General features: G+C 45.1%; 18 protein-coding genes. 6 read left to right on the forward strand and 12 right to left on the reverse strand.

Going from position 1 to position 23,691, the window contains the following annotated elements; genetic code table 11:
• Positions 1 to 434: 434 nt before the first annotated feature.
• Complete coding sequence (locus ACFVAD_RS08735; RefSeq protein WP_386638248.1) at positions 435 to 1,766, reverse strand: polysaccharide biosynthesis protein; 1,332 nt, start codon at positions 1,764 to 1,766, stop codon at positions 435 to 437.
• Between the two features lie 90 nt (positions 1,767 to 1,856).
• The gene (locus ACFVAD_RS08740; protein WP_386638251.1) at positions 1,857 to 2,813 is read right to left on the reverse strand and encodes a phosphotransferase enzyme family protein; all 957 of its coding nucleotides are present in this window, start codon (positions 2,811 to 2,813) and stop codon (positions 1,857 to 1,859) included.
• 107 nt (positions 2,814 to 2,920) lie between these two features.
• On the opposite strand from ACFVAD_RS08740, the gene ACFVAD_RS08745 reads away from it, so the two are divergent.
• A complete protein-coding gene (locus ACFVAD_RS08745) occupies positions 2,921 to 3,637 on the forward strand; it encodes a tryptophan-rich sensory protein (protein WP_386638253.1) in 717 nt (238 codons plus the stop codon).
• Positions 3,638 to 4,012: 375 nt separating this feature from the next.
• Here ACFVAD_RS08745 and ACFVAD_RS08750 read toward each other — a convergent pair whose 3' ends face one another.
• A complete protein-coding gene (locus ACFVAD_RS08750) occupies positions 4,013 to 4,786 on the reverse strand; it encodes an arylamine N-acetyltransferase (protein ID WP_386638256.1) in 774 nt (257 codons plus the stop codon).
• Positions 4,787 to 4,921: 135 nt separating this feature from the next.
• Between ACFVAD_RS08750 and ACFVAD_RS08755 the strand changes: the two genes are divergently transcribed.
• Positions 4,922 to 5,317: a C40 family peptidase gene (locus ACFVAD_RS08755; protein ID WP_386638259.1), complete on the forward strand. Its 396-nt coding sequence runs from the start codon at positions 4,922 to 4,924 to the stop codon at positions 5,315 to 5,317.
• A 166-nt stretch (positions 5,318 to 5,483) separates the two neighbouring features.
• Here ACFVAD_RS08755 and ACFVAD_RS08760 read toward each other — a convergent pair whose 3' ends face one another.
• The 3 genes from ACFVAD_RS08760 to ACFVAD_RS08770 all read right to left on the reverse strand — a co-directional run bounded on the left by ACFVAD_RS08760 (position 5,484) and on the right by ACFVAD_RS08770 (position 9,659).
• Positions 5,484 to 6,614: a S1C family serine protease gene (locus ACFVAD_RS08760; RefSeq protein WP_386638261.1), complete on the reverse strand. Its 1,131-nt coding sequence runs from the start codon at positions 6,612 to 6,614 to the stop codon at positions 5,484 to 5,486.
• Positions 6,615 to 6,627: 13 nt separating this feature from the next.
• Positions 6,628 to 7,818 (reverse strand): FxLYD domain-containing protein, encoded by a 1,191-nt coding sequence (locus ACFVAD_RS08765; protein ID WP_386638264.1) that lies wholly within the window; start codon positions 7,816 to 7,818, stop codon positions 6,628 to 6,630.
• A gap of 635 nt (positions 7,819 to 8,453) precedes the next feature.
• Positions 8,454 to 9,659 (reverse strand): DEAD/DEAH box helicase, encoded by a 1,206-nt coding sequence (locus ACFVAD_RS08770; protein ID WP_386638267.1) that lies wholly within the window; start codon positions 9,657 to 9,659, stop codon positions 8,454 to 8,456.
• Positions 9,660 to 9,809: 150 nt separating this feature from the next.
• Between ACFVAD_RS08770 and ACFVAD_RS08775 the strand changes: the two genes are divergently transcribed.
• Positions 9,810 to 11,339, forward strand: coding sequence for an FAD-dependent oxidoreductase (locus ACFVAD_RS08775; protein WP_386638269.1), 1,530 nt, complete (start codon positions 9,810 to 9,812; stop codon positions 11,337 to 11,339).
• A 23-nt stretch (positions 11,340 to 11,362) separates the two neighbouring features.
• On the opposite strand, the gene ACFVAD_RS08780 is transcribed toward ACFVAD_RS08775, so the two are convergent.
• Positions 11,363 to 12,640, reverse strand: a complete 1,278-nt coding sequence (locus ACFVAD_RS08780) for an ATP-binding protein (protein ID WP_386638272.1) — start codon at positions 12,638 to 12,640, stop codon at positions 11,363 to 11,365.
• A 216-nt stretch (positions 12,641 to 12,856) separates the two neighbouring features.
• Between ACFVAD_RS08780 and ACFVAD_RS08785 the strand changes: the two genes are divergently transcribed.
• A complete protein-coding gene (locus tag ACFVAD_RS08785; RefSeq protein WP_386638275.1) occupies positions 12,857 to 13,825 on the forward strand; it encodes an EAL domain-containing protein in 969 nt (322 codons plus the stop codon).
• Positions 13,826 to 13,872: 47 nt separating this feature from the next.
• Here the strand turns inward: ACFVAD_RS08785 and ACFVAD_RS08790 are convergent, their stop codons facing one another.
• From ACFVAD_RS08790 to ACFVAD_RS08805, 4 genes are all read right to left on the reverse strand, one after another.
• Positions 13,873 to 15,285, reverse strand: a complete 1,413-nt coding sequence (locus ACFVAD_RS08790; RefSeq protein ID WP_386638339.1) for an alanine/glycine:cation symporter family protein — start codon at positions 15,283 to 15,285, stop codon at positions 13,873 to 13,875.
• Positions 15,286 to 15,746: 461 nt separating this feature from the next.
• On the reverse strand, positions 15,747 to 15,899 hold the full coding sequence (locus ACFVAD_RS08795) for a hypothetical protein (RefSeq protein ID WP_386638277.1): 153 nt from the start codon (positions 15,897 to 15,899) through the stop codon (positions 15,747 to 15,749).
• 52 nt (positions 15,900 to 15,951) lie between these two features.
• Entirely contained in the window at positions 15,952 to 17,757 is a 1,806-nt protein-coding gene (locus ACFVAD_RS08800) for an ABC transporter ATP-binding protein (protein ID WP_386638280.1), read from the reverse strand.
• Positions 17,738 to 19,480, reverse strand: coding sequence for an ABC transporter ATP-binding protein (locus tag ACFVAD_RS08805; protein ID WP_386638283.1), 1,743 nt, complete (start codon positions 19,478 to 19,480; stop codon positions 17,738 to 17,740). The genes ACFVAD_RS08800 and ACFVAD_RS08805 overlap by 20 nt, the downstream gene beginning before the upstream one ends.
• Before the next feature lie 233 nt (positions 19,481 to 19,713).
• Between ACFVAD_RS08805 and ACFVAD_RS08810 the strand changes: the two genes are divergently transcribed.
• Together ACFVAD_RS08810 and ACFVAD_RS08815 are read left to right on the forward strand one after the other, a co-directional pair.
• Entirely contained in the window at positions 19,714 to 21,204 is a 1,491-nt protein-coding gene (locus ACFVAD_RS08810) for an amidase family protein (protein WP_386638286.1), read from the forward strand.
• On the forward strand, positions 21,201 to 22,568 hold the full coding sequence (locus ACFVAD_RS08815) for a dipeptidase (protein ID WP_386638289.1): 1,368 nt from the start codon (positions 21,201 to 21,203) through the stop codon (positions 22,566 to 22,568). Before ACFVAD_RS08810 ends, ACFVAD_RS08815 begins: the two co-directional genes overlap by 4 nt.
• 292 nt (positions 22,569 to 22,860) lie before the next feature.
• Here ACFVAD_RS08815 and ACFVAD_RS08820 read toward each other — a convergent pair whose 3' ends face one another.
• A complete protein-coding gene (locus ACFVAD_RS08820; RefSeq protein ID WP_386638291.1) occupies positions 22,861 to 23,691 on the reverse strand; it encodes a DUF4037 domain-containing protein in 831 nt (276 codons plus the stop codon).

Here is a 23,691-nt window from a genome sequence, read left to right on the forward strand (position 1 = left end):
TCTATTGTATACTGATTTGTTTTGGAAAAGAAATAATAGGTATGTGGTAAGTTTTTTCAGGTTACTGCTTGCTAAACTTAATTCCGACTTTCATCACGATTCGAAGCATACCAGCTAAAACGTTGCCTTTATTCATGTAGAATTATATCAAAAACCCTTTTTTAAAAATTATTTTCTCCAAAATACTTTTCCGCCCCGCCACACATGAATTCTGATCTACATTTAATCAAACGTTCGTTTAAAAATACCTATCCTGAAAAAGAAAAAAGAGAGATTCAGCCCCAAAACACTGCCTCTCCCCCCTATTTTGAAAACTATCGCGAAAACCCCTTTTTAAAAGGTAATTTCCACAAAAAAACTTTTCAGCCAAGGCACACAAGGTTTTTGCATTCCCCTTAAACAAACGTTCGTTTAAAAATTCCTATTCTGCGAAACTATCCAATTTTCTGCGGTCCGGCATGCTTCAACCATAGGGTGACCTTTATTTTGTGGCAGACCGTCAAATAATGCATCAAGGTCAGCAGCACAATGCCCGTATTCATTCCCAGTATTACTCCTGTCATGCGTAGCGATTCCATCGAGCCTAATATGAAAATCAAAGCAAAGGAAACCAGGGTCGCCCAGATGGAATGCAAAAAGGCATCCTTTATCAAACCAAGGCCGATCAGGTAGGCCTGCAACGGAATGACAAAGAGGTGAAACAGAAAATATGGCCACAGCAGTTGCAAGTAGGACGAGGCCTTGGAATATTCGTAAAAGATGTTCGTCAACGGTATGGCAAAATGGTAGAACACCATCACAACCGGGATTCCATAAAGAAAAGTGAGTCCCATCACCTGTTGAAGCAGCTTTTGCAGCTTTGGATAATCACCATTTTCATGGGAAGCTGAAACGGTCGGAATCAGGACTATCAGAAAGGAATGAGCAATAAATCCAGGAAAAAATCCTATTGTCAGGGCTACCCCTGCCAACAAACCGAACTCCTCGAGGGCAATCGTTTCACTTAGTCCCGCCTTTAACAGCGCCATTTTTATCAAAAATGGCTGAATCGCACTGGTGACCGCGTGAAATATCCGCATTCCTGTTGTAGGGATGGATACTTCCAAAAGACTTTTGCGTACATGTCTGGCATTAAGGCTGGTACTGGGCTGCTTCTTCAATTCACGAAACTGGATTATGTACATGTACATTAAATAGACGCAGACAATCAGCTCAGTGAACACCAGGGTGCAGATGGCAATGAGTATCGCAAGCTCCATCGAGAAATGGAAGAAATGATAGACGAGAACAAGCAGCACCAGTTGAACCGCTTTTCGCAAAAAGTTCGATATCGCGATTTTTCCCATATGATGAAGTCCCATAAAATAGCCCCGCGCAATGGACGAAAAGGAGATGATGGGAATCATGAACAGGATCATCCATCTGACCAACGGGTGATACTGGTCGAATACTGAAATGAAAGGAAGAATGACCGCTGTCAGGCAGATGACACTGATCATGAATCCGACTGTCAGCCTCATGGCATGCGATAGCATACTCTTATGGTATTTCTCCTCTTTTGCCGCTACAAATTTAGAGATGGAAATCGGCAGCTCCAGGCTCGCAATTACCACAACCAGAAAAATGACAGGCAATACAGACATATAGAGACCCATGCCCACTTCCCCAAGCTGTTTGGCCAGTACCATATTCACAATGAACTCCAAGCTTTCTCCCAAGAAAGCGGCAATGGCAAGCAGCAGCACAGCTTTAAAAAACTTATTCATGAACGTTCTCCTCTCTTCATGGAAAAGGCTTATCCGATGTGACCCATTCTCCATCATATGAGACAAGTTCATAAATATTGCTACCTGCTATCAGAGGAATTGCAGAAAATCGATATCGCTGTGTGGCGTTTCTTTCAATATGGACTCCCTTAGTTGGTGTATCGTATATTCCTGCCACTCCTCTAACGTGTTCAGATTCCATTTTTCCATAAACAATGCATAGAGAAACAGCTCTCTTATTTTTAAAAATATAGGAATCTGAAGAAGAATATCCTTGTCGACACTATACTCTTTTTTATATCCAGCCATAAAATCCCTCATGAAATCTTCTCCAAAGCTCACTGCCTCCGGATTGGCGGACGTTCCCTGCCAATAGGCATGATAAAAGCTCACTGCGATGTCATACGCATGCCAATGATAGGCGCAGTCATCAAAGTCAAAAAGGGTGATGTCCTCTCCATCGTAGAAGAAATTCCCTTGATGGAGATCGTTATGGATGAGGCCGAATGTTGTCTCCTTCTTTTCAAAGCCTTGCAGCTTTCCTAGCAACCTTTTGTATACAACGCTCATCTCTTTTGATTCCAGACTCTTTCCTAATCCTAGCAGATCGGGATTGTCACTGGTCCATGCAGGACGGTTTTTTAATGCCAGAGGCTTTTCCGAACTAAGTCGGTGCAGCTTGCCAATCAACCTTCCCCATTTTTCAAATAATGTTTCGTTCCAAACAGACATATTGTACACGTCTACCTGTTTCCCCTTGGCCTTTTGGAAGGCAATGACATGATTCTTTTGCCAGCCCTCCACATAGGATTGGTGCACATTTCTTATAGGAGCAGCTACCTTAATGTCATTCTCTTTTAAAAAGAGCAGCCACTCCACCTCATCCTCTATTTGCTTCTTCGTTCTCCTCTCAGTATCAGATACCCTCATTATGTAAGCATCTTCTCCTTTTTCAAACTCGTAGATTGTATTCTGATACCCCCCGGATATAAGGTTCAACTTTCCTTCTGCTTCATACAGTTCCATCAATTTATCCACTTTTCTCATCCCTGTTCCTACAAATGTTTTTAATCTTATTTTAGAACATCCCGATGGTTATGTCTCTCTCTATTAAGGAATAGTATAGAAAGAGAGATGAAAGGAGTGGTTAGCGAATGAAGCTATGGCTCAATGTGATTGCTTTTCTAATAGTCGTGCTGGTGAATTATCTATCAAATGCACTGCCTCTGAATGGCCAAACGACTGGCGAGATTTCCAATAGACTGAATGTGCTATTTACCCCGGCAGGCTATGTATTTTCCATTTGGGGTCTCATCTACCTGCTACTTGGAGTTTGGATTATCCGGCAGTTCCCTAAAGGCCGACGAAATCTGCCTATCTATCAGACCACTAGCACTTTATTCGTGTTGAGCTGCCTTCTCAATAGTGCATGGGTGGTGCTATGGCATTATGAGTTTTTCGTTACAACCGTCGCTGTCATGCTAAGCTTATTGCTCACACTGATTGGACTTTATAAAAAAGTGCAGGTATCAGACCCAGGTCTATTTGACCGTCTGCCATTTTCCATCTACCTTGGCTGGATCAGTGTCGCAACCATCGCCAATATCAGTTATGTACTGGTGTATCTCGAGTGGGACGGGTTTGGACTTTCTGATGTGACTTGGACGATTATCATGCTCGTTGTGGCTACCCTGCTTGCCATCTGGTTCAACTTGGCGAACCGTGACAGAGTTTATCCGTTGGTGTTTGTCTGGGCCTTCATCGGGATCGGTGTGAAAAATATGGAGGCATACAGCAATGTATCCTATGTCGCGTACAGCTTGGCAGCGGTAATTTTCGTGATGACGTTGTTGTTTAAAGGGAAAAAATAGAGTATGCGGTGTTAACTGTGTTTCGGAGTGGCGCATCTCTATTCCATATTTTGTATAGTGGATAGAATAATGGTCCTTTGGGATAGATTATCGATCGGTCTGGATAGAATATGGCAAGAAGTGGATAAATTGTTGGGGCTTTTCGCTAGATTATGGCACAAAGTGGATAGATTCGTTGCTCCAGCCTAAAGAAAGGGCTTTCTGATTACCTATTTTTGATAAAAGAAGGTGTTCTGCAAACAACCAGGATGTTTCCAATTGAAACTAAGGCACTTTTCCGCTGCGGAGAAGTGTTTTTAAAGTGTGTTTCCAAAAATTCAGCGCAATGGCGGCCACCACTTACAAAAAAGCCGAAGCAGCACTCACCTGTGCGCCTCAGCCCTTCCTTTTGTCATAAATCTCCTTCGCCCGTTCATAGAGAAAAAAGTCCATCCTGAACTTCTCTTCTATCCAGTAGCGGATCTCTTCAGCCGTTAATTCTTCCTCGATCATTTTCTTCTCATGAAAAGTGATGAGCTTGTTTTCTTTCACTTGGTACGGCTTGTCATCTATGTATCCGAAAACCTTCAAATGTCTTAAAGCAAAGCCATCCTGCCAATCATGGGAGTGCAGGATATACGGAATCAGCTCTTCAAATGTTACCGGATTCTTTCCGAGTGTTTTTGTCGGACCAGGTTCACGTGACACGAGAATGTTTTCTTCACGGACCTCATACCGGAATACCTCCAATTCATTTTCCGCTGTAAATGAATGGTGCAAGGGGTAGGCCCTATATAGCGGTGCGCAATATCCTATGTCTACGTAATAAGGTTGATCCAGCATCACCTGCAAGCATAAATGACCCGGGTCCATATACAGATATTCCACCTGAAACCCCAGCGCATCCAATACATAATGGAATCCCCGTGCCAATGTCCAGCAGGTACCGCCTGTTCCTTGGTCCACCACTCTATCAAGATAGGAATCGATCGAAGGCAAATAGTAGTTCTCCCTCTTTCCTTCCTCAAAATCAATGAATTTCGTGAAGGTCTCCCATCTCACCTTCATCTGATGCGCCTCCACAAGCTTATTAAGATAGGCTAGCGTCGGGGCTTCCACGCCAACCTCTAAAAAGTCCAGAAACTTTGCTAATTTTGTATCCTGATTCAACAGCCTCTCCTCCTTCTAATGGAATTCTCCACGATGAAATCAAATCCTTTTCCAAAATTGGATTCATTTTGTCCAAGCAATTAACCTCTCCCATCATTTACTAGATAGTAGAGGGAAAGTGGAAAGGAGATAAGCATGTTAGCAAAAAGAATAATCAGGACTGGTAAAAGATATAGAGGAACTCCTTATGTATTTGGAGCTCCCTCTAAACGACATGATATATTTGATTGCAGCTCGTTTGTCCAGCACGTCTACGGGAAACACGGAATCAGCCTCCCGCGGAATTCACGCCAGCAGTTTCAGGTCGGCCGTGCGATTCCTCTATCATCGTTAAAAGAGGGCGATCTTCTTTTTTTCACCACACCAAAGCGAAAAAAGAAAAATGGCCTCGAGCGGATTGGCCATGTTGCCATCTATCTCGGCAACCACACCATCCTGCATACCTCACGCATTGATAAAAAGGTGTCCATAACCAGCCTCTCACCATATTGGGAGAATGTCATCGTTGGTGCAAAAAGGATAATCAATTAAAAAAGCTCTTTTCGTAAAGTCTGTTGCTATTTACCTAGATAAACAACGCATTTTTTAAAAAGTAAAATATCTCATACACCGAAAACGTCAAAACAACAATTTCTGCGAAAATAGCAACCAAAATAGAGGCGCAAGCTGCCAAAAGCAGTCTTACGCCTCTTTGCCACTATTCTACTTCTTCTCTTTCTTCCGAGAGGATTTTCATCTGGTCGTTTTCAAGGCCCAATACAAATTTCACCTTGTACTTTTTATAGGTTACGCCTCTTTCCGAGCGCTGTTGTACGGTTATGATCGTGACGACTTCCACCTTATCCCCGACCTTTTTGGTTAGCAGGTCCTCTGTTTCGATGGTGAGGAAATCAAGATAGCCCTCCCTGAAATCTTCATAGGCGGTTTCGGATTGCCAGCTGCTTCCCAGTAACGAATATGCTGTGACATAATCCCGGTAATTCAAGCTTTCATAGAAATAGTTTACGAGATATGTTGCAACATCCTCATTCGTGGATTCTGTTCCGGTATTGTTTCCTGGAGCGTCTCCACCAATTTTCGGCAAGGACTGCATCGGAGATTCCGACCAGCTCTCCAATAAGGAAATGACATTGCCGAGTGGAATACTGAAGCCGATGACTCCCTTATCCATTGTTGCAGAATTGATCCCTACGACCTCCCCAGTAGTCGTATTAATAAGGGGGCCGCCACTGTTGCCCGGTGCAATGGGAGCAGAGATCTGAAAGACATCCTCATATTTAAAGGAATCTATTTCAAAACTGCGTCCCACGCCGCTGATGATACCGGTCGTAACCGTATTTTGAAATCCAAGCGGACTTCCAAGGGCGATGACCTCATCCCCAAGTTCCGCTTTTTTCGTTTTCGCCAGTCTTAAAGGCTCCGTTCCTTCGAGTTCCGGAACCCGGACTACAGCTACATCCGTATCGACACTGACTCCGATTACTTGTCCCGTCAGCTCTTTGGAGTCGGCTGTAACGACCTTTACATCCTTCGCATTCGGTACGACATGGGCATTGGTGATGACATCCCCTTTATTGTTATAAAGGAACCCGGAGCCAAAGGAACCGTCCGGCAGTTCGATTTTCACCACCAGCTTTTGGGACTCGAAAATAATCTCTTTCAATTCCTGTGGCACCAGCTCTTTTACTTCAGGTTTTGTTTCTATATATAAGCTCGACTGTGCTGTCAGCTGCTTTGGAACTCCTTGTTTGATAAAAAAGTACCCATATGTTCCAACTCCTATAAGAGCCAGGGTTACTATGATACTCACTATCCATCTTTTGTTCATCCTTGCACCTACTTTACTCTTCGACAAGCCATGTCATATTCTCTATCTCGACTGTTACATCTTCAAAAACACCATAATAATAGTCTTCGAATTTAGCTTTTTCCCCGGGTGGCAATTTGTATGGATAAACGGTGGTAAACCCGGTATCGAGTACCGTTTTATCCTTACTCAATATATTATAGTAGACGGTGATGGAGGAAACGGTTTTTGAGACAATGTTTTTCACTTCACCGGTTATCGTCATTCCACCGGCATCGTCTTCTACATATTTTAAACCTACCACTTCAAGTGCCGCGTTTCGATTCTTCAGATCCTCTTTTGCTGCAGCCTCCATCGCCTTTTCGATTCTTTCCTGTTCCGCCAGTTCAAACTCTGTCTTGGTCTGTTCGATTTTTTCTTTCAATGATAACAGTCGTTTGTCATTGATGGCATATTGCAGCCCTTTATCCGTTAAAGAAATGGCCTTTGTAAATTGTTTCTGCTCAAGCTCAGCTTCCGCATCGGTTGTCGTGATTTGTACAATCCGATTCAAGATCTGTTCTTTCACCGCTTTGCCTTCCTCTGAAGGAATGGCGGAAAGCACGGCAAGCTTTCTTGCCAATTCATCAACCGTTTTCAGCTGATCGAGTTCACCATTGATTTTACCGACCTTAATCATCGTATCCCTTTCGGCAAGCTCTTTTTTGATCGGCTGGAACAACGGACCGTTCAGTTTGGCAATCTTTTCGTTCAAACGGGCAAGTTCCTTTTCAGCCTCTTCAAACTTTTTATCTTTAATCAGGGTATTGGTATTTTCCATTTCAGCCTGCAGTTCCTCTGCGATCATGACGACCTCGAGATTGTTTTGAAGCACATAGTATCGCGGCCTTAACTCGATAGCCGAGGACAGCTTCGACTTCGCCTGTTCATACTTACCTTCTAAGGCAAGTTCTTCGGCGGTATCCTTCAGTGCAATAACATCTGCATTCACTTTCGTTTCATGGAAGTACAACCAGCTTAAGGACCCGACGAGAAGCAAAAAAGCCGCTAAAGGAAGCAGGAAGGGGATGATCATTCCGCCTTTTTTCCTGTTTCGATCTATTCCTCTACCTTCCAATATTTCATTGTCATTTTTATGTATATCTTCTTCTCTCAAATTCGCACCGCAATTGGAGCAAAACTTCGCATCAGAAGCAACTTTTAATCCACAGTTGTGACAGAACATGTCGACATAGCCTCCATAACTACTATTCTTTCACCATTTTACAATAGTTTCTTGTATAAATGTGAAATCTCCCTTTTAATCTGGCACTCTATCTGGTAGTAACTTTTTCCTTGATTGTGCTTTCTTTCCCTATCATACGGCATATTTCGGCAAATGTTAAATAATAGGGGGGTGGTTATCATCGGATTTTTGAAGTTTTAATCAAGGGAGCTTACTTGAAAATGGAGTGGATACTTTGAACACCCTGTTGGTTTCCGTTCCAGGGGTTCGCTTTCCGCGGGCGGTCTCGGGAGCCTCCTCGGTGCTAAAGCACCTGTGGGGTCTCCCTTGACACGCTACTGCCGCAGGAGTCTCACCCCTTGCACTGCAACCAACAGGGGCGGTCTATAAGATATAGTGTTATCATTCAGCTCTCTGTCGAATTTCGTATGCATCTTAGATAAATGGTTTGGTGATATCTAGTAACGCCTTCAAGACCCCTTCTTTATTACGAATATATGAATTTGAAACTATGGGATAGGTAAGGAAATTGTCATCATTTCTCGGGAAATTGTGGTTTCACATGAAACATGTCGGATATTTCCATCTGAGTAAATGACAAAAAACCGCCTCATATGAGACAGTTTTTCGTTTTCTTACTTTCTTTTCGCTTTTGTCTTGCCAGCTTGGGGCTTCTTTTTGAATCCGCCTTTTTTCACGGGCTTCATGTCCTCTTCCTTGATCAGCCTGCCGCCGAACATGACTCTTTTATGAAGGGTCAGTCCAAGGTCTTTGGCAAATTGCTTCAGTTTGCGTTCTTCTCTTTCCGACACGATGGAAATGACCTTTCCTTCCGCACCTTGCCTTCCTGTTCGACCGGAGCGATGTACATAGCTTTCCACTTCCTCTGGCAGGTCATAGTGGATGACATGGCTGAGTTCCTTGATGTCGAGTCCTCTTGCCGCTACGTCTGTTGCAAGCAGGACAGGGTATTCGTCCTTTCGGAAATTCTTCAATGCTGTCTCCCTTTCCTGCTTGGTGGATTCGGAATGGAGGGAACCGACGTTGAACTTTTTAAATAGCAGCTTCTCGGTCAGGACAGCAAGATTACCGATGTCGCGGACGAACCCAAGTGCCTTGATATTCTTTTCCTCACGCAGAATATTTGCCAGGACATTCGCTTTTTCTCTTTGGTCGACAATTACATATATGTGGTCCACTTTTGAAGGGGCCATCTCATCTTTTGTAACCTTTAATACAAATGGATCTCTCATAAACTGAAGGGCCTGCTTTTCCGTATCGTCCTTTAAGGTTGCGGAGCATAACAGCAGCTGTCTTTCCTGCATGGTCGACTTGAGGATGTTCTGGATCGTTTTGGTGTGTTCCGGAATGAAAAGCTGGTCCGCCTCATCCATCACGATGGTCGTCACTTCATGCATCTTGATCTTTTTCATCTGAATCAGCTCTTGCAGTCTGCCAGGCGTCCCGACAAGGATCTGCGGTTTCTTCTTCAGCTTTTCCAGCTGTCGTTTGACATTGGCACCACCGATAAAGGAAGCACCGATAATTTCGCTTCCTTCCGTCCACTTCTGGATCTGTTCAAAAATCTGCATGGCAAGCTCCTTTGAAGGTGCTACGATAACGGCCTGCGGATGCTGCCTGCCAAGCTCTATTTTTTCGATGATAGGCAACAGGTAGGCCAAGGTTTTCCCCGTACCTGTGGGTGATTCTATCAGTACATCCTTGCCCTCCAGAATTGCCGGTATGGCTTTATCTTGTATAGGAGTTGGACTGTTGAATTCACTTTTATTCCAGTTTTCCTGAATGAATGGTTGTAGAGTTGTTATTACGGTTGTAGACATATATTTCTCCTTTATCACCCTCTAATGGGGTTTTCACATGGTTCTTTTCTCATTCTACCCTACTTGAGAGAAAAAAAGGAATACATACATGAATTTCTTCCCTTTTGGAAAAATTATGTACATGTTTGTTTTTCAAGGAGGATTTACACCATGTCGGAACAAAATCAATTCGTAAAGTTGCCAAAGGGTCCGGAACCATACTGGAGAGAGTCTGCTTCCCTTCAGTCATTTTCTCCATTAAAAGAAGATACAGAGGCGGATGTCTGTATTGTCGGGGCTGGTATTACGGGAATCACCACCGCTTATCAGCTTGTCCAGGATGGTTATAACGTCGTTCTGCTTGATGCCGATCAGATATTAAATGGAACGACAGGACATACAACGGCAAAAGTGACTGCTCAGCATGGATTAATTTACGATGAGCTGATTGGGCATATCGGACAGGAAAAGGCGAAGTTATATTATGAAGCAAACAATGATGCGCTTCACTATATTCGAGACCTTGTAAACCAAAAGCATATGGTATGTGACTTCAGCGACCAGGATGCGATGATCTATGCCACTACCGAACAGGATAACAAGAAAGTCCTGATGGAGATGGATGCCTATCATAAGCTTGGTATACCTGCAGATTTGAATGAGAAGGTCCCTTTTGCCGTACCAACCAAAAGCGTGTTGGTAATGAAAAATCAGGCTCAGTTTCATCCCCTTCAATATTTGAAGTACCTGGTGGAAGCTATCGTAGAAAAAGGAGGAAAGATCTACGAACAGACGGTTGCTACAGATGTAGAAGAATCGACTGAGCTGCGTGTAGTAACAAAGGGGGGCTCGAAAATCAAGTGCAAGCATGTGATTGCATGCTCCCACTTCCCTTTTTATGATGGGAAAGGCTTTTTCTTCACAAGAATGTATGCCGAGCGTTCCTATGTTGTGGCAGCTAAAACGGATAAGGCATTACAGGGTGGCATGTATCTTAGTGCCGGACAGCCGACGAGGTCTTTGCGCTCTGTCACAATTAATGGTGAGAAGTATCTCCTGATAGGCGGCGATGGCCATAAAACGGGACAAGGCAAGGACACCATGAAGCACTATCAGGCGCTAAAGGATTTTGGAGAGGAAGTCTTTGGCATCCAGGATATTGCCTATCGCTGGTCCGCGCAAGATCTTTATACGCTTGATAAAGTTCCGTATATCGGGCGGATTACATCCGGAAAATCGAATATATTCATTGCTACCGGATACCGCAAATGGGGGATGACCAACGGTACTGCAGCGGCACTGCTGTTACAGGACCTTGTTACCGGAAAGAAGAATAAGTATGAGGATCTCTTCACTCCTTCCCGCTTTGTTGCTGATCCTTCCTTGAAGAAATTTTTCAGCACCAATATGGATGTGGCTAGTCACTTGGTGGAAGGAAAGCTTGACCAGCCAACGAAAACTCCGGATGAACTCGGCTTGGACGAGGGAGGTGTGGTTTCTCTTAATGGCCGCCGTGCCGGTGCTTATAAGGATGAAAAAGGCGAACTTCACTGTGTTGATACGACCTGTACCCACTTGGGCTGTGAGGTGGAATGGAATCATGGCGACAGAAGCTGGGACTGCCCTTGTCACGGCTCGAGATTCTCGATTCATGGTGAGGTACTCGAGGGCCCTGCGGATAAACCTCTTGAAAAGCTGTAAAGACGAAAAATGGTGCAATCCTGCTATACGGACTGCACCATTTTTTTCTCCTTGCTTCTTGTGAAATCAGGAAACACAACCTTGACCTCGGTTCCTTTCCCCAATTCACTTGCATAGGACACCTTCCCGTTCATCGTTTCTATGATACGCAGTGAGACCGTTGTACCAAGTCCGGTCCCTTTATCTTTTGTACTATAAAATAGAGTTCCGATGCGTGCGAGCTGTTCCTTCGACATGCCTTTTCCATTGTCCTTGACGATGATCATCGTTTCGTTATTGCTGACAAGCAGCTTGATAAACACTCTGCCCTCTTGCTGAGTGGCCTCGATTGCATTTTTTATAATGTTGACGAGCACCTGCTTCAGCTGGTTTTTATCGGTATCCATATAGACATTCTTTTCAAGATAGCTGTCAAGAGAGACACCGTTCTTGATTGCCAAGGGGTTCAACAGTATCATGACCTCTGTTATCAATTCTGCCAGATTTACCTGCTCTATCTTTTTGAATTCGGGCTTGGCAAAGTTCAGATAATCATTGATGATGGATTCCGCCCTTCCCAATTCGCTGAGGACAAGCGGGATATAAGGGTACTTCCTATCCTCTTGTTGCATGAGCTGAAGGAATCCCTTCACCACCGTTAAAGGATTTCTGACTTCATGAGCAATGGACGCGGCAAGCTCTCCAAGGGTATTCAATTTTTCCGCCCTCATGATCTCGCGTTTCATCAGCTCCCTCTCCAGTACCGCTTCGTGAAGCATGGAAGCAAATCCAACCCCTATCACCTGAATCAGACCGAACGGCAGGATATACAACAGCAGGCCTGCTCCACCACTAAATTCTGGCTGCGTAAAAAGGAAGGCAAGGAGAATGCTGAGCATCACGATGTCCGGCCAAAGTCCGACAAGAACCGATAGTGTGATCCGTTTCTTTTTCGTTCGGAGCCTATTAAACTTCCTCACCATCAAGAAAGGCACCAAGGCTGATAGCAGTGCACTGATATAGCCAAAAAGCAGGGCATCTCCCCCCATATAGGTCCTTGTCCCGAGGATGGCCACCAGGACAATAAACCCAGCCTTTGGACCTCCGTACAAGACAGCCAGAACAAGCGGGATATATCGCAAGTCCCAGTATAGTCCATAATCATAGTATGCAAAGAGCAAGCAAAGACTTGCCGAAGCCCCCTGGAGCACTCCAATAAAATACGGAGAACCACTTACCCTTTTATTCTCGGAGACAACATAATAGATTAATACCGGCGCCAATATGATCAATACATGTAAGAGTAGTTTTTCTGCAAGCATGAGAGAGGGCTCCATTCTAAAATCTCTAAAGATAACTTACTAGCTTTTATGTTCGACAGGTTTTGGGAAATCCCTTGTTCATTCATTCGCATTCGATAACTTTCTTTCTCTTTCACACCATACAGACCATTAATTCTACTTTTCACGATATTAACTCTCTATTTTGTAAGAATAATAGTAAAATTATCCTAAGAACCATATAAGGAGGAAGTCACCATGCATTGTATCGATTGCGGGGTTCCAAGTCCCATCGAAGAAAGCGGAACATTTTTTGTCAAACGATCCAGGGAGATTGAGCAGTATCCATATACTACATATAGAGAATTGGCGGACCACATATTGAAGCTCCAGAAAAAAGGGGCATCCGACCAAACAAAAGTGAAAACCGCCACGATGAATGGCTTTATTTCTCTTTCTTCCTTAGAGTTGATGGTGCAAAACTATGAACTTGTCAATCTGATAGCCGGCAATTCCTTTTCCACCCATTTTCAGCCTATCATCGACCTGCAAAATGAGAATCGAATTTTTGCCTATGAATGCCTGCTGCGGCCTGTATCAGCCGGGAGCCCCATATCCCCATTCAAGCTCTTTGAATTTGCCAGAGAGTCAAATTTGCATAACTATCTGGACCAGAAAGCAAGGGAGCTCTCGATCGTCTCAAGCAGCAAGCTCGGTGTACCGCCAGAAGTGAAATTTTTTATAAATTTTCTCCCTTCTTCCATCTATAACCCGGAGTATTGCCTGCAGCATACCTTCCACATCGTGAACCAGCATAGCATTTCTCCCGACCAGCTTGTGTTTGAAGTGGTGGAATCGGAAAAAATCTCCGATATCGAACATCTGGAATCCATTTTTACCACCTACAAAAAATCGGGAATGCAGGTCGCTTTGGATGATGTAGGTTCCGGATACTCCACTTTGGATGTCCTTCAGAAGCTGCAGCCTGATTTTGTGAAGGTGGATCGATCCTATGTCTCGTTCTGCGATACGAACCTGGAGAATCAGCTCTTTTTAAAGAACGTGCTCGAGATCTCCCAAAAGCTCGGCATTAAAGTCTTGGCAGAGGGAATCGAAAGGGCGGAAGAATTGGAATTTTGCAGAGAAATCGGCATCGACTATGCTCAAGGGTATTATATTGGAAAGCCTAGTGCAGAGCCGGTAGTCCCTCAATTGGAAACGGTATAAGCAAAAAAAGCGGCAGTCCCTGTTAAACAGGGCCTGCCGCTTTTATGTTAGGATACATTTTCTTTCTTTTCCTGTTGGTAGTCTTCTGTCCAGAATTCAGCGTTTTTGATTCCCAGCTTATCGGGATTAAAGACCGGATCAAGTCCTTGCTTTTTCTGCTGATCATAATCCTTCAGAGTTCTTAATGCAGGCTTGGCGAGGATCAAGATGGCGACCAGATTCAGCCAGACCATGATACCAAGGCCAATATCACCTAAAGCCCAAGCGATCTTGGAGTTATTTACCACACCATAGTATGTGGATGCCAGGAGAACTACCTTTAACAGAAACATTGGAATGGCATTTTTTCGTCCACGTACAAGATAAGCCACATTCGTTTCTGCGATATAGTAGTAGGCCATGATGGTCGTAAAGGCGAAAAACAGCAGGGCAATACCTACAAATCCTGCACCGAAACCTGGTATGGCGGATTCAATGGCCGCTTGTGTATAGGCAGGTCCCGCCTCTACATTTGCTCCCAGGTTGTTGGCGATAAAGCCGCCTTCAGGATTTTCCACATTGTACATTCCTGTGAAAAGAATCATGAATGCCGTTGCTGAACATACAAGCAACGTATCGATATAAACGGAAAACGCTTGTACCAACCCTTGCTTCGCCGGATGGGACACTTCTGCCGCTGCTGCTGCATGCGGTCCGGTCCCTTGACCAGCTTCATTTGAATAGATGCCTCGTTTTACACCCCAGGCAATCGCCATCCCGACAATCCCCCCAAACGCGGAATCAAATGCAAATGCACTTCGGAAGATCAAACCGAATACTGCAGGAAGCTCGGTAAAATTAACCGCAATGATATACAGAGAAACGAGAATATAGGCAACAGCCATGAACGGTACAACATACTGTGCCACCGTTGCAATACGCTTTACGCCACCAAAAATGATGAGTGCAATAACCAGGACCAATCCGATTCCTACGTATGTTTTATTGGCACCGAACGCATTGCTTAGACCATCCCCAATAGCGAATGCCTGAACCCCGGGCATGAGAAGACTCATTGCCAGAATCGCAGAGCCTGCAAAAAGGATTCCATACCATCTCCAACCGATTCCTTTTTCTATGTAATAAGCAGGACCGCCCCGGTATTCACCGTCTTGCTTCACTTTATAGATTTGCGCCAATGTTGATTCGATAAAGGCACTGGAAGCTCCGATAAACGCAATCGTCCACATCCAGAACACCGCCCCAGGTCCACCCATCGCAATGGCCGTTGCCGTACCTGCAATGTTACCAGTTCCCACACGTCCCGATAATGATATCGCCAATGCCTGGAAGGAAGATACACCAGCGCTTGATTTCTCCCCGGAGAAGATATTCTTGATCATATCCTTGAAAAGTCTAACCTGTACCACTCTAGTAAGAATTGTAAATAAAAGTCCAACACCCAAACAGAATACAATCATCGGTGTACTCCAGAGAATCCCAGCTACGTCTTCAAATGCACCTTGGAGCTCAAGCTTCCACTCTTGCCAGTTTTCCAAAAAACTGTTAAACCAATCCAAATGACATCCCCCTCACCACTCATAATATTTAGAATTTTCTTTCTATGTTTTTGAATTATAAAGCAAATTGTACTAATACACAATGCTCAAATCAACCCAAACTTGTTACCTCTTCACCACCTGACCTAGTTATTTTCAATAAAATTCGAATAATCTATTATTTTATTCATAGTCCTTTTCCCTTAATTTTGAGGGAATAATCCTATTTTGAAAAAGAAAATGTAGTGTTTTGGGTAATTTGTAGTGTTTTGTTGAAATGGTATTGGATATCGGGACTATAGTTCCTTTCGATTCAACAAAGTTGTGTAATACCACAGATCTTAACGAATCATCTGACCGAGTGTGGAAGCGTGCCTGGTCCACTATCCTAGTAATCTATCCACTTTGGCGGTAAATCTATCCACTTCACTTAGTAATCTATCCATAAAGCTGAACAATCTATCCAAAATTCCAATTATTCTATCCACTCCACCTGTTAATCTATCCACTTTACAAAAAATTACATTAAACCACATAAAAAAAACCCAGCACATCGCCCCCAACAACCGACGACACACTGGACTCTCCTTAACCGACTTCCTTCTTCAACTGACTCGTAAACAGCTCGTAATAAATACCTTGCTCCTCCAGCAGTTCCTCGTGGGAGCCTTTTTCGATGATCTCGCCCTCTTTCAGAACAAGGATCTGATCCGCTTGTTGAATCGTGTTCAACCTGTGCGCGATGACAAAGCTTGTTCGGCCTTCCATCAGGCGCTGCAGGGCTTCCTGGATTTTCATTTCCGTGATGGTGTCTATGCTGCTTGTCGCTTCATCGAGCACCAGGATTGTCGGGTTGGCTAGCACCGCCCGCGCAATGGAAAGCAGCTGCTTCTGCCCTTGACTGATACCGCTGCCATCCTGCTTCAGTTTAAAATCGTACTGACCAGGCAGCTTTTTGATAAATGTATGGGCATTGGCAAGCTTTGCCGCCTCTTCCACTTCCTCGTCGGTCGCCGTCAATTTTCCATAACGGATATTTTCACGGATCGTTCCCTCAAACAGAAACGAATCCTGCAGCACGAATGCCATATGCTTACGCAGGCTTGACCGCTTAATCCTATTGATCGGATGACCATCAAGCAGGATGATGCCGCTGTCCAGATCATAGAACCGTGAAATCAGATTGATTACCGTCGTTTTCCCAGCTCCGGTTGGTCCTACGAACGCGACTGTATCCCCGACGGATGCGTGGAAACTGATATTTTTTATCGTTGTATCATCATCGTCATAGGAGAATGACGCGTCAATGAACTCAATTTCACCCTTAACCGTTTCCAGTTCGATCGCTTCTTTTTCATCACTTGCCTCTTCCTCTTCATCGAGAACGTCAAATACCCGCTCCGCCCCGGCAACCGCCGACAGCAGGGTATTGAATTGGTTGGCAAGATCGTTCAATGGCCTTGTAAATTGACGGGAGTACTCGGCGAAAATGACGATGACCCCAATGGTTATTCCCATACCATTCAATGCCATGATTCCTCCCACTCCAGCAATAATGGCAAAGCTCAAATTGTTCAGCATATTCATCAGTTTTGGAATGAATCCTGAATAGGTCTGGGCCCAGTAGGCACTCTTTTTCAAGCGTTCGCTTTTTTCGAGAAACTCATTCATGACTTTATCTTCCTGGGAGAAGGTCTTCACAATGCGTTGACCGGAAATGGTCTCCTCTATATAACCATTCAATTCTCCAAGATTGCGCTGGGTTTGTTTAAAAAGCGGCCCCGTCCGTGAAGTGATCCACCTCAATCCGAAGAACATGACAGGCACGATCACCAACGTAATCAAAGTCAGAATCGGACTAAGATAGAGCATCACTGAAACTGTTCCGACCAATGTCAGGATACTCGAAAAGATCTGGATCACCGAACTGTTCAAGGTGGAGCTGACATTCTCCATATCATTGGTCACCCTGCTCATGAGCTCTCCATGCTGTCTTTTATCAAAATACGGAATCGGAAGCTTATGCAGATGCTGAAAAAGCTGAGTCCTCATTTTATAAACGGTATCTTGTGCAATCCCGACCATCCAGTAGTTCTGCAGCCAGGTGGACAGCGAATAGAAGATATAGATGAACACAAGGCCGATCAGGACGTTGATAAGTCCTGTGCTGTCTCTTTCCACAATATAATTGTCAATGGCCATTCCTACAATGAAAGGGCCTAATAATCCTAGGGCAGAGCTTGCAAGTACCATCAACAGCACCAAGGAGAGCAGCCCTTTCCGCTCACCAAGATACATCCAGACCCGCTTGACAGTCCCTTTCCAATCCTTTGCTTTCGGCTTTGGATTGGCATTATTCTGAACAGCGGCACTACTACTTATACGCTTCGACATGCTCTGCCACCTCCGCTCCAAATTGTGATTGATAAATTTTCTGATAGAGAGTCGAATGTGCTAGAAGATGTTCATGACTGCCTTCTTCCAGAAGCATTCCATCTTCTAGAAGCAAGATTTTATCGGCTTCCATTGCGGTACTAACTTTTTGCGTGATGATGAAAGTGGTGCAATCGTACTTCCTCATTGCCGTCAAAAGCTTTCCTTCCGTCTTCAAATCCAGGGCACTGGTACTGTCGTCGAGCATCAGGATCTTCGGCTTTCGGATTAAAGCCCGCGCAATCGATAAGCGCTGCTTTTGTCCACCGGATAGATTCACACCCTTTTGCCCCAGCACAGTTTCGTATTTATTAGGCAGACGGTCGATTGTTTCATGTATCTGCGCATCCTTTGCCGCCTGAATGATCTCCTCCATGGAGGCATCCTCTTTGCCCCATGCAAGGTTATCTTTTACAGAGCCTGAGAAAAGGAGGGCTTCCTGCGGGACATAGCCGATCTGCCTTCGAAGATTTTTCAATGGCAGGTCGGTAATATGTTTTCCATCAACAGCAATGACACCTTCGCTCACATCGTATAATCGCGGCAGCAGCTGAAACAGGGATGACTTCCCGGCGCCGGTTGCTCCCATGATGGCAACGGTCGAGCCAGCTTCCGCATCAAACGTGATGTTCTCAAGTACTGGAGTATCCGTGTTTGGATAACGGAAATAAACGGAACGGAAGCTTACAGCCCCTTTCAGCACCGCACCCTTCTCTTCAATTCCCTGCTTGTCGACAAGATCCACTTCCTCCTCCAATACATCAGCAATTCGGTGTGCTGAAGCTTTTGCACGGGCAAATGCCATGATAATAAAGGAGATGATTGATAGTGCTCCAGTAATTCTCGTTGCGTAGTTCACAATCGCTACCACTTCCCCCACCTGGACACTTCCGGTATTCACGCCTGCACTTCCAAACCAGAGGACTGCCAGGATGCTCAGATTCATGATCAATAGTAGAATCGGCATCGTCATTTCCATCAAGCGCAGCGCGGAAACAGTCTGATCCTTCAAGTCCTCACTTGCATGGTCAAAGCGCTTGATTTCATGATTTTTACGCAAGAATGCTTTGATTAAACGAATACCTCCAAGGTTTTCACGCATCACATTGTTCACGCCGTCCAGCTTTTCCTGAACCGCCTTAAACAGCGCTCCCCCTCTTTTCATTAGCCACATAAGAAAAACAAAAAGAACCGGTACTCCAATGACAAGGAATAATGCCAGCTGGAAATTGACAATCAGGGCCATGACCACCCCACCGATAATCAATAGAGGCGCACGCATCATGATGCGCAAGCTCATGAATACGGTATTTTGAACCTGTGTCACGTCATTGGTCATTCTTGTGATAAGGGATGACGTTGGGAAAAGGTTGAAGTTTGCGAAGGAGAAGGATTGAATCTTCCCATACAACCCCTTCCTGATGTCATAACCGAAGTTTTGTGAAACATGTGCTGCAAAAAAGGAGTTGATGACCCCGGCCAGGAATGCCAGGAATGACATTCCGACCATGATGCCTCCCCACTTCATGACCACTCCCAGGTCCTCCTGTAAAATGCCGTCATCAATGATTTTAGCCATCAAGAGTGGATGCAACAGCTCCACAATAAGCTCTGTAAGCATCAGCAGCAGCGCTATCCCTACTGCCAGCTTATATGGCTTTAAAAAAGAAAAAACTTTCCCCATGTGTCTTGATCCCCCAAACTGTTTGCTATGTTTAGTCTATGTTGAATCTGATGATTCTATATAACATCAAATACTTCGTTTAGCTAAACGAATATCTTGAATTATCACCTTTATTTAACTATCATACCTTTTTTACTATGTTTTTTAAATAGTTTGAATTATTATTATGAAGTATAAAGGAATATTTTTTCATTTTATTAAATAGCAGAAGAAAATCAAAGGAGGAAGCGGCTATGTATCATCCAAAGCTTGCTGGGCTAGTGAATGAATGGTTGCCTGAAGCGACAATCGAGCAACTGCAGGAGGCGCTCGAGAACGGGAAAATCACCTCGAAAGAACTGGTTCTTATGTACCTTCATCGGATCGGGCAGCACGATAAAAAGGGAATCGCCCTGAATTCGATTCTTGAAATCAACCCTGATGCAGTCTTCATTGCAAAAGCACTTGACCTCGAAAGAAAACGTAAAGGTGCACGGGGACCTCTTCACGGCATCCCCGTTCTCGTAAAAGACAATATTGATACAGGCGACCATATGCACACAAGTGCCGGATCGGCTGCCTTGGCTGAGCATAACGCTGCGGAAGACTCCTTTGTTGCCAAGCAGCTCCGGGATGCCGGCGCCATCATTCTGGGAAAAACGAATATGACGGAATGGGCCAACTTCATGACGAAAAATATGCCGAGCGGCTACAGCTCCCGCGGAGGTCAGGTACTGAATCCGTATGGTCCTGGTCAGTTTGATGTCGGTGGATCAAGCAGCGGTTCTGGTGCTGCCATTGCAGCGAATTTTGCCGCAGCTGCTATCGGCACAGAAACTTCCGGATCCATCCTTAGTCCCGCAAGCTTGAACTCCCTTGTCGGAATCAAGCCGACAGTAGGTTTGATCAGTCGCAGGGGCATCATTCCGATTACATATAGTCAGGATACGGCAGGGCCTATGGCTAGGACCGTAACGGATGCAGCGATTGTTTTGAGTGCACTCACTGCAACCGATGACAAGGATTCCGCTACCCTTTCCAATCCAAACCCCGGCCTATCGTATTCCTCTTTTCTTTTAAAAGAAGGATTGCATGGCATGCGAATCGGGATTGCACGCGACCCATTCTTTACGTATCTTTCTGATGAAGAAGCACTTGTCATGGAAGAAGCGATTGCCTGTCTCAAGGAGAATGGAGCGGTTGTTGTAGAAAACGTCAATATTCCTTTTGCAAAAGAGAAATGGGACTACCACACGCTTTTCTATGAATTCAAACCAAGCCTGAACGCTTATCTGAGCAAGACCGGCTCCCATATACAGGTCAAAAGCCTGAAGGACCTGATTGCCTTCAACAATAAGGACTCTGGCAAGATGCTCAAATACGATCAGACCGTCCTGATAGATTCCGAGAATCTTAGCGGCACTTTATCGGAGGAAGAATACCTGGTCAGCAGGGAACGGGACCTGTATCGCACACAGGAGGGCGGCATTGATGCTAGCATGGACGGGTATGAATTGGATGCCATCCTGACTCCGAATAACTTTGGTGCAAGTCTTCCTGCCAAGGCCGGATACCCTTCCATTACTGTTCCGGGCGGGTACACAAAGACAGGCAAACCGGTTGGCGTGACCTTCACCGCCAGAGCATTTGAAGAAAGCACCCTGATCCAGATCGGCTATGCCTATGAGCAAGCTACATTACACAGAAAAGCACCTGTACTACAAAAGAAGGAGGTAAAAGCATGACCTTTCAAACTTATTTAAAAGAACAGCGGGACAAGCATTTGGAGGAGCTTTTCGAGCTTCTTTCCATCCCAAGCATCAGCGCGCTACCTGACCATAAGGAAGATACACACCGTGCAGCGGAATGGTTTGCAGCAGCACTGCGCAACCTTGGCATGGACAATGTCGAGCTCTATCCGACAAAAGGGCATCCGATTGTCTATGGAGAATGGCTGAAGGCACAAGGAAAACCGACTGTCCTCATCTATGGCCACTACGATGTTCAACCGGTGGATCCGCTTCACTTATGGGACACAGCACCTTTCGAGCCCGCCATCCGTGAGGAAAGCATCTATGCCCGCGGAGCCAGCGATGACAAAGGACAAACCTTTATGCACTTGAAAGCACTCGAGGCTATCCTGAAAACGACCGGCACCCTTCCGTTCAATTTCAAGATCTGTATTGAAGGCGAAGAGGAAGTAGGCAGTCCGAACCTCCCTGCTTTCATCGAGGAAAAGAAGGATATGCTTGCAGCAGATGTCATCGTTGTTTCAGACACGGCGATGATTGAAGAGGACAAGCCTACCATCTGCTATGGCCTGCGTGGAATGTGCGGATTCCAGTTGGATGTAAAAGGGCCGCGCCGAGACCTGCATTCCGGACTCTATGGGGGTGCCGTACAGAATCCGATCCATGCCGTAGTAGAGCTTCTGCAATCCTTTCATGACAAGGATGGTGTCATTACGGTCGACGGCTTCTATGATAAGGTCGTACCGTTGACCGAGGATGAAAAGGCAGCCTTTAAAGCATTGAATGCATCAGAGCAAAGCGTCATGAATGAGGTCGGGGTAACCGAATTGTTCGGAGAGAAGGGCTACACCCACTTGGAAAGAACATGGGTCCGCCCGACACTTGAGGTAAACGGGATCTATGGCGGCTTCCAGGGTGAAGGCATCAAGACCGTTCTGCCATCCGAAGCACATGCTAAAATCACATGCCGATTAGTTCCGGACCAGGATCCGGACGAGATACTCGAGCTTCTGCAAAAGCATGTAAAAGAACACACGCCACCTGGAGTCGAAGTGACAGTCACCCTGTTCGACAAAGGCGCACCATTTGTCACGCCATTTGACCACCCTGCCATCCAGGCGGCAAGCCGTGCCTTTGAAAAGGTGTTTGAAGTACCAACCGCCTTCACCCGCGGCGGCGGCTCACTGCCGATCGTCTCCAACCTGGATGAAATCCTGAAAGCTCCAATCGTGCTGATGGGCTTCGGCTTGCCGACTGATAACGTCCATGCACCGAACGAGAACTTCAAGCTGAAGAATTTTGATAAAGGTCTGCTGACGCTCTGCCATTATTGGGAGGAGCTAGAGGGAGTTCTTTAATCTGATTGATTTGTTGAAAAAAAACTGTTCGAAACGCCTTGCAGATGGCATTCGGACAGTTTTTTTGCTGGTGAATGGGTGATTGGTAGAATAAATGAATGATTTAGTGAAATTATTCATTCCCGAGTGCATATTGGCCGACTATTCCAGATCTTTCTAACAGATTTCATGATCATTCTAACAGATTGATCAAACATTCTAACAACATTGTCTGACATTCTAACAAAATACGATATCATTCTAACAACTTGAATACCAAGCCACATTCCAATTCCAGCCGGTTCACTCTTCCCTATAAATTCGACCTGACAAACACGCTCTTTTCTTTAAATGTACGAAGGTCCATGAAAGGCATTTCTCTTTCCACAAAGGCGAAAACATCCCGGATAATTCCTTCCAGAACACGTAACCCCTCAACCGGGTGAAGAACCAAGACCTGCTCCATTCTCTCTGCGAATCCAGCGGGCAGCACAGACATCCTCTCCAAGGTCTGACTCTGCCATTTGTAGGCTGGATGATGGACATACATCCTGTTCAAACCGAACATTGCCCCCATAAGCTTCGATTGCACACTGACCATCACCTGATAGAGCATAAGCCAATCCTCACGATATAAAAGCGCTTCACGGTTCCCCCAACGGCCGCCAAAGTCCAGATTTTCCAGGACCATCTTTTCTCTCAGCACTTCTGGATACACACTAATTTTTCCCTTCAAATCCAAGAGCAGCTCATGCCCGAATAAAGGCTTCCCATCCTCAAAGGAAGCCACATTACATTGTAAGTCCAGACATGTATCATGATGAAGCACCACTTCGTCAATAACCCTGTTGATGGTTTCAGATAAAAAGCTGCTGATCTCAAATTTCACGCCTTCATGCCAGTAGGTCTCTGACCACTCCTCGTCCTCATATTCATGGAAATCTATGATGTTCCCTTTCACCTTTTCGATTGGTGCCATTCTATCCGTGTCTTCGGGTGCCTCCCGCCAAAGGAGATGCAGCTCAATGTCCGAATAGGAATCCTCCCAATTGCGCGAAACGGACCCAGCAATCATGATCGCTTCCACCTTTGGATTTTCTGCATATACCATTGCCATTTTTTCAGCTAAAGCTTTCAATTCCAT

The organism is Sutcliffiella sp. NPDC057660, assembly GCF_042800035.1.
GTDB lineage: Bacteria > Bacillota > Bacilli > Bacillales > Bacillaceae_I > Sutcliffiella_A.

Coding starts and splice junctions, on each gene's coding strand:
- ACFVAD_RS08735 (WP_386638248.1), bottom strand. CDS start 1,766: ATGAATAAGTTTTTTAAAGCTGTGCTGCTGCTTGCCATTGCCGCTTTC.
- ACFVAD_RS08740 (WP_386638251.1), bottom strand. CDS start 2,813: ATGAGAAAAGTGGATAAATTGATGGAACTGTATGAAGCAGAAGGAAAG.
- ACFVAD_RS08745 (WP_386638253.1), top strand. CDS start 2,921: ATGAAGCTATGGCTCAATGTGATTGCTTTTCTAATAGTCGTGCTGGTG.
- ACFVAD_RS08755 (WP_386638259.1), top strand. CDS start 4,922: ATGTTAGCAAAAAGAATAATCAGGACTGGTAAAAGATATAGAGGAACT.
- ACFVAD_RS08760 (WP_386638261.1), bottom strand. CDS start 6,614: ATGAACAAAAGATGGATAGTGAGTATCATAGTAACCCTGGCTCTTATA.
- ACFVAD_RS08765 (WP_386638264.1), bottom strand. CDS start 7,818: ATGTTCTGTCACAACTGTGGATTAAAAGTTGCTTCTGATGCGAAGTTT.
- ACFVAD_RS08770 (WP_386638267.1), bottom strand. CDS start 9,659: ATGTCTACAACCGTAATAACAACTCTACAACCATTCATTCAGGAAAAC.
- ACFVAD_RS08775 (WP_386638269.1), top strand. CDS start 9,810: ATGTCGGAACAAAATCAATTCGTAAAGTTGCCAAAGGGTCCGGAACCA.
- ACFVAD_RS08780 (WP_386638272.1), bottom strand. CDS start 12,640: ATGCTTGCAGAAAAACTACTCTTACATGTATTGATCATATTGGCGCCG.
- ACFVAD_RS08785 (WP_386638275.1), top strand. CDS start 12,857: ATGCATTGTATCGATTGCGGGGTTCCAAGTCCCATCGAAGAAAGCGGA.
- ACFVAD_RS08790 (WP_386638339.1), bottom strand. CDS start 15,285: ATGATTGTATTCTGTTTGGGTGTTGGACTTTTATTTACAATTCTTACT.
- ACFVAD_RS08795 (WP_386638277.1), bottom strand. CDS start 15,899: ATGTGGTTTAATGTAATTTTTTGTAAAGTGGATAGATTAACAGGTGGA.
- ACFVAD_RS08800 (WP_386638280.1), bottom strand. CDS start 17,757: ATGTCGAAGCGTATAAGTAGTAGTGCCGCTGTTCAGAATAATGCCAAT.
- ACFVAD_RS08805 (WP_386638283.1), bottom strand. CDS start 19,480: ATGGGGAAAGTTTTTTCTTTTTTAAAGCCATATAAGCTGGCAGTAGGG.
- ACFVAD_RS08810 (WP_386638286.1), top strand. CDS start 19,714: ATGTATCATCCAAAGCTTGCTGGGCTAGTGAATGAATGGTTGCCTGAA.
- ACFVAD_RS08815 (WP_386638289.1), top strand. CDS start 21,201: ATGACCTTTCAAACTTATTTAAAAGAACAGCGGGACAAGCATTTGGAG.
- ACFVAD_RS08820 (WP_386638291.1), bottom strand. CDS start 23,691: ATGGAATTGAAAGCTTTAGCTGAAAAAATGGCAATGGTATATGCAGAA.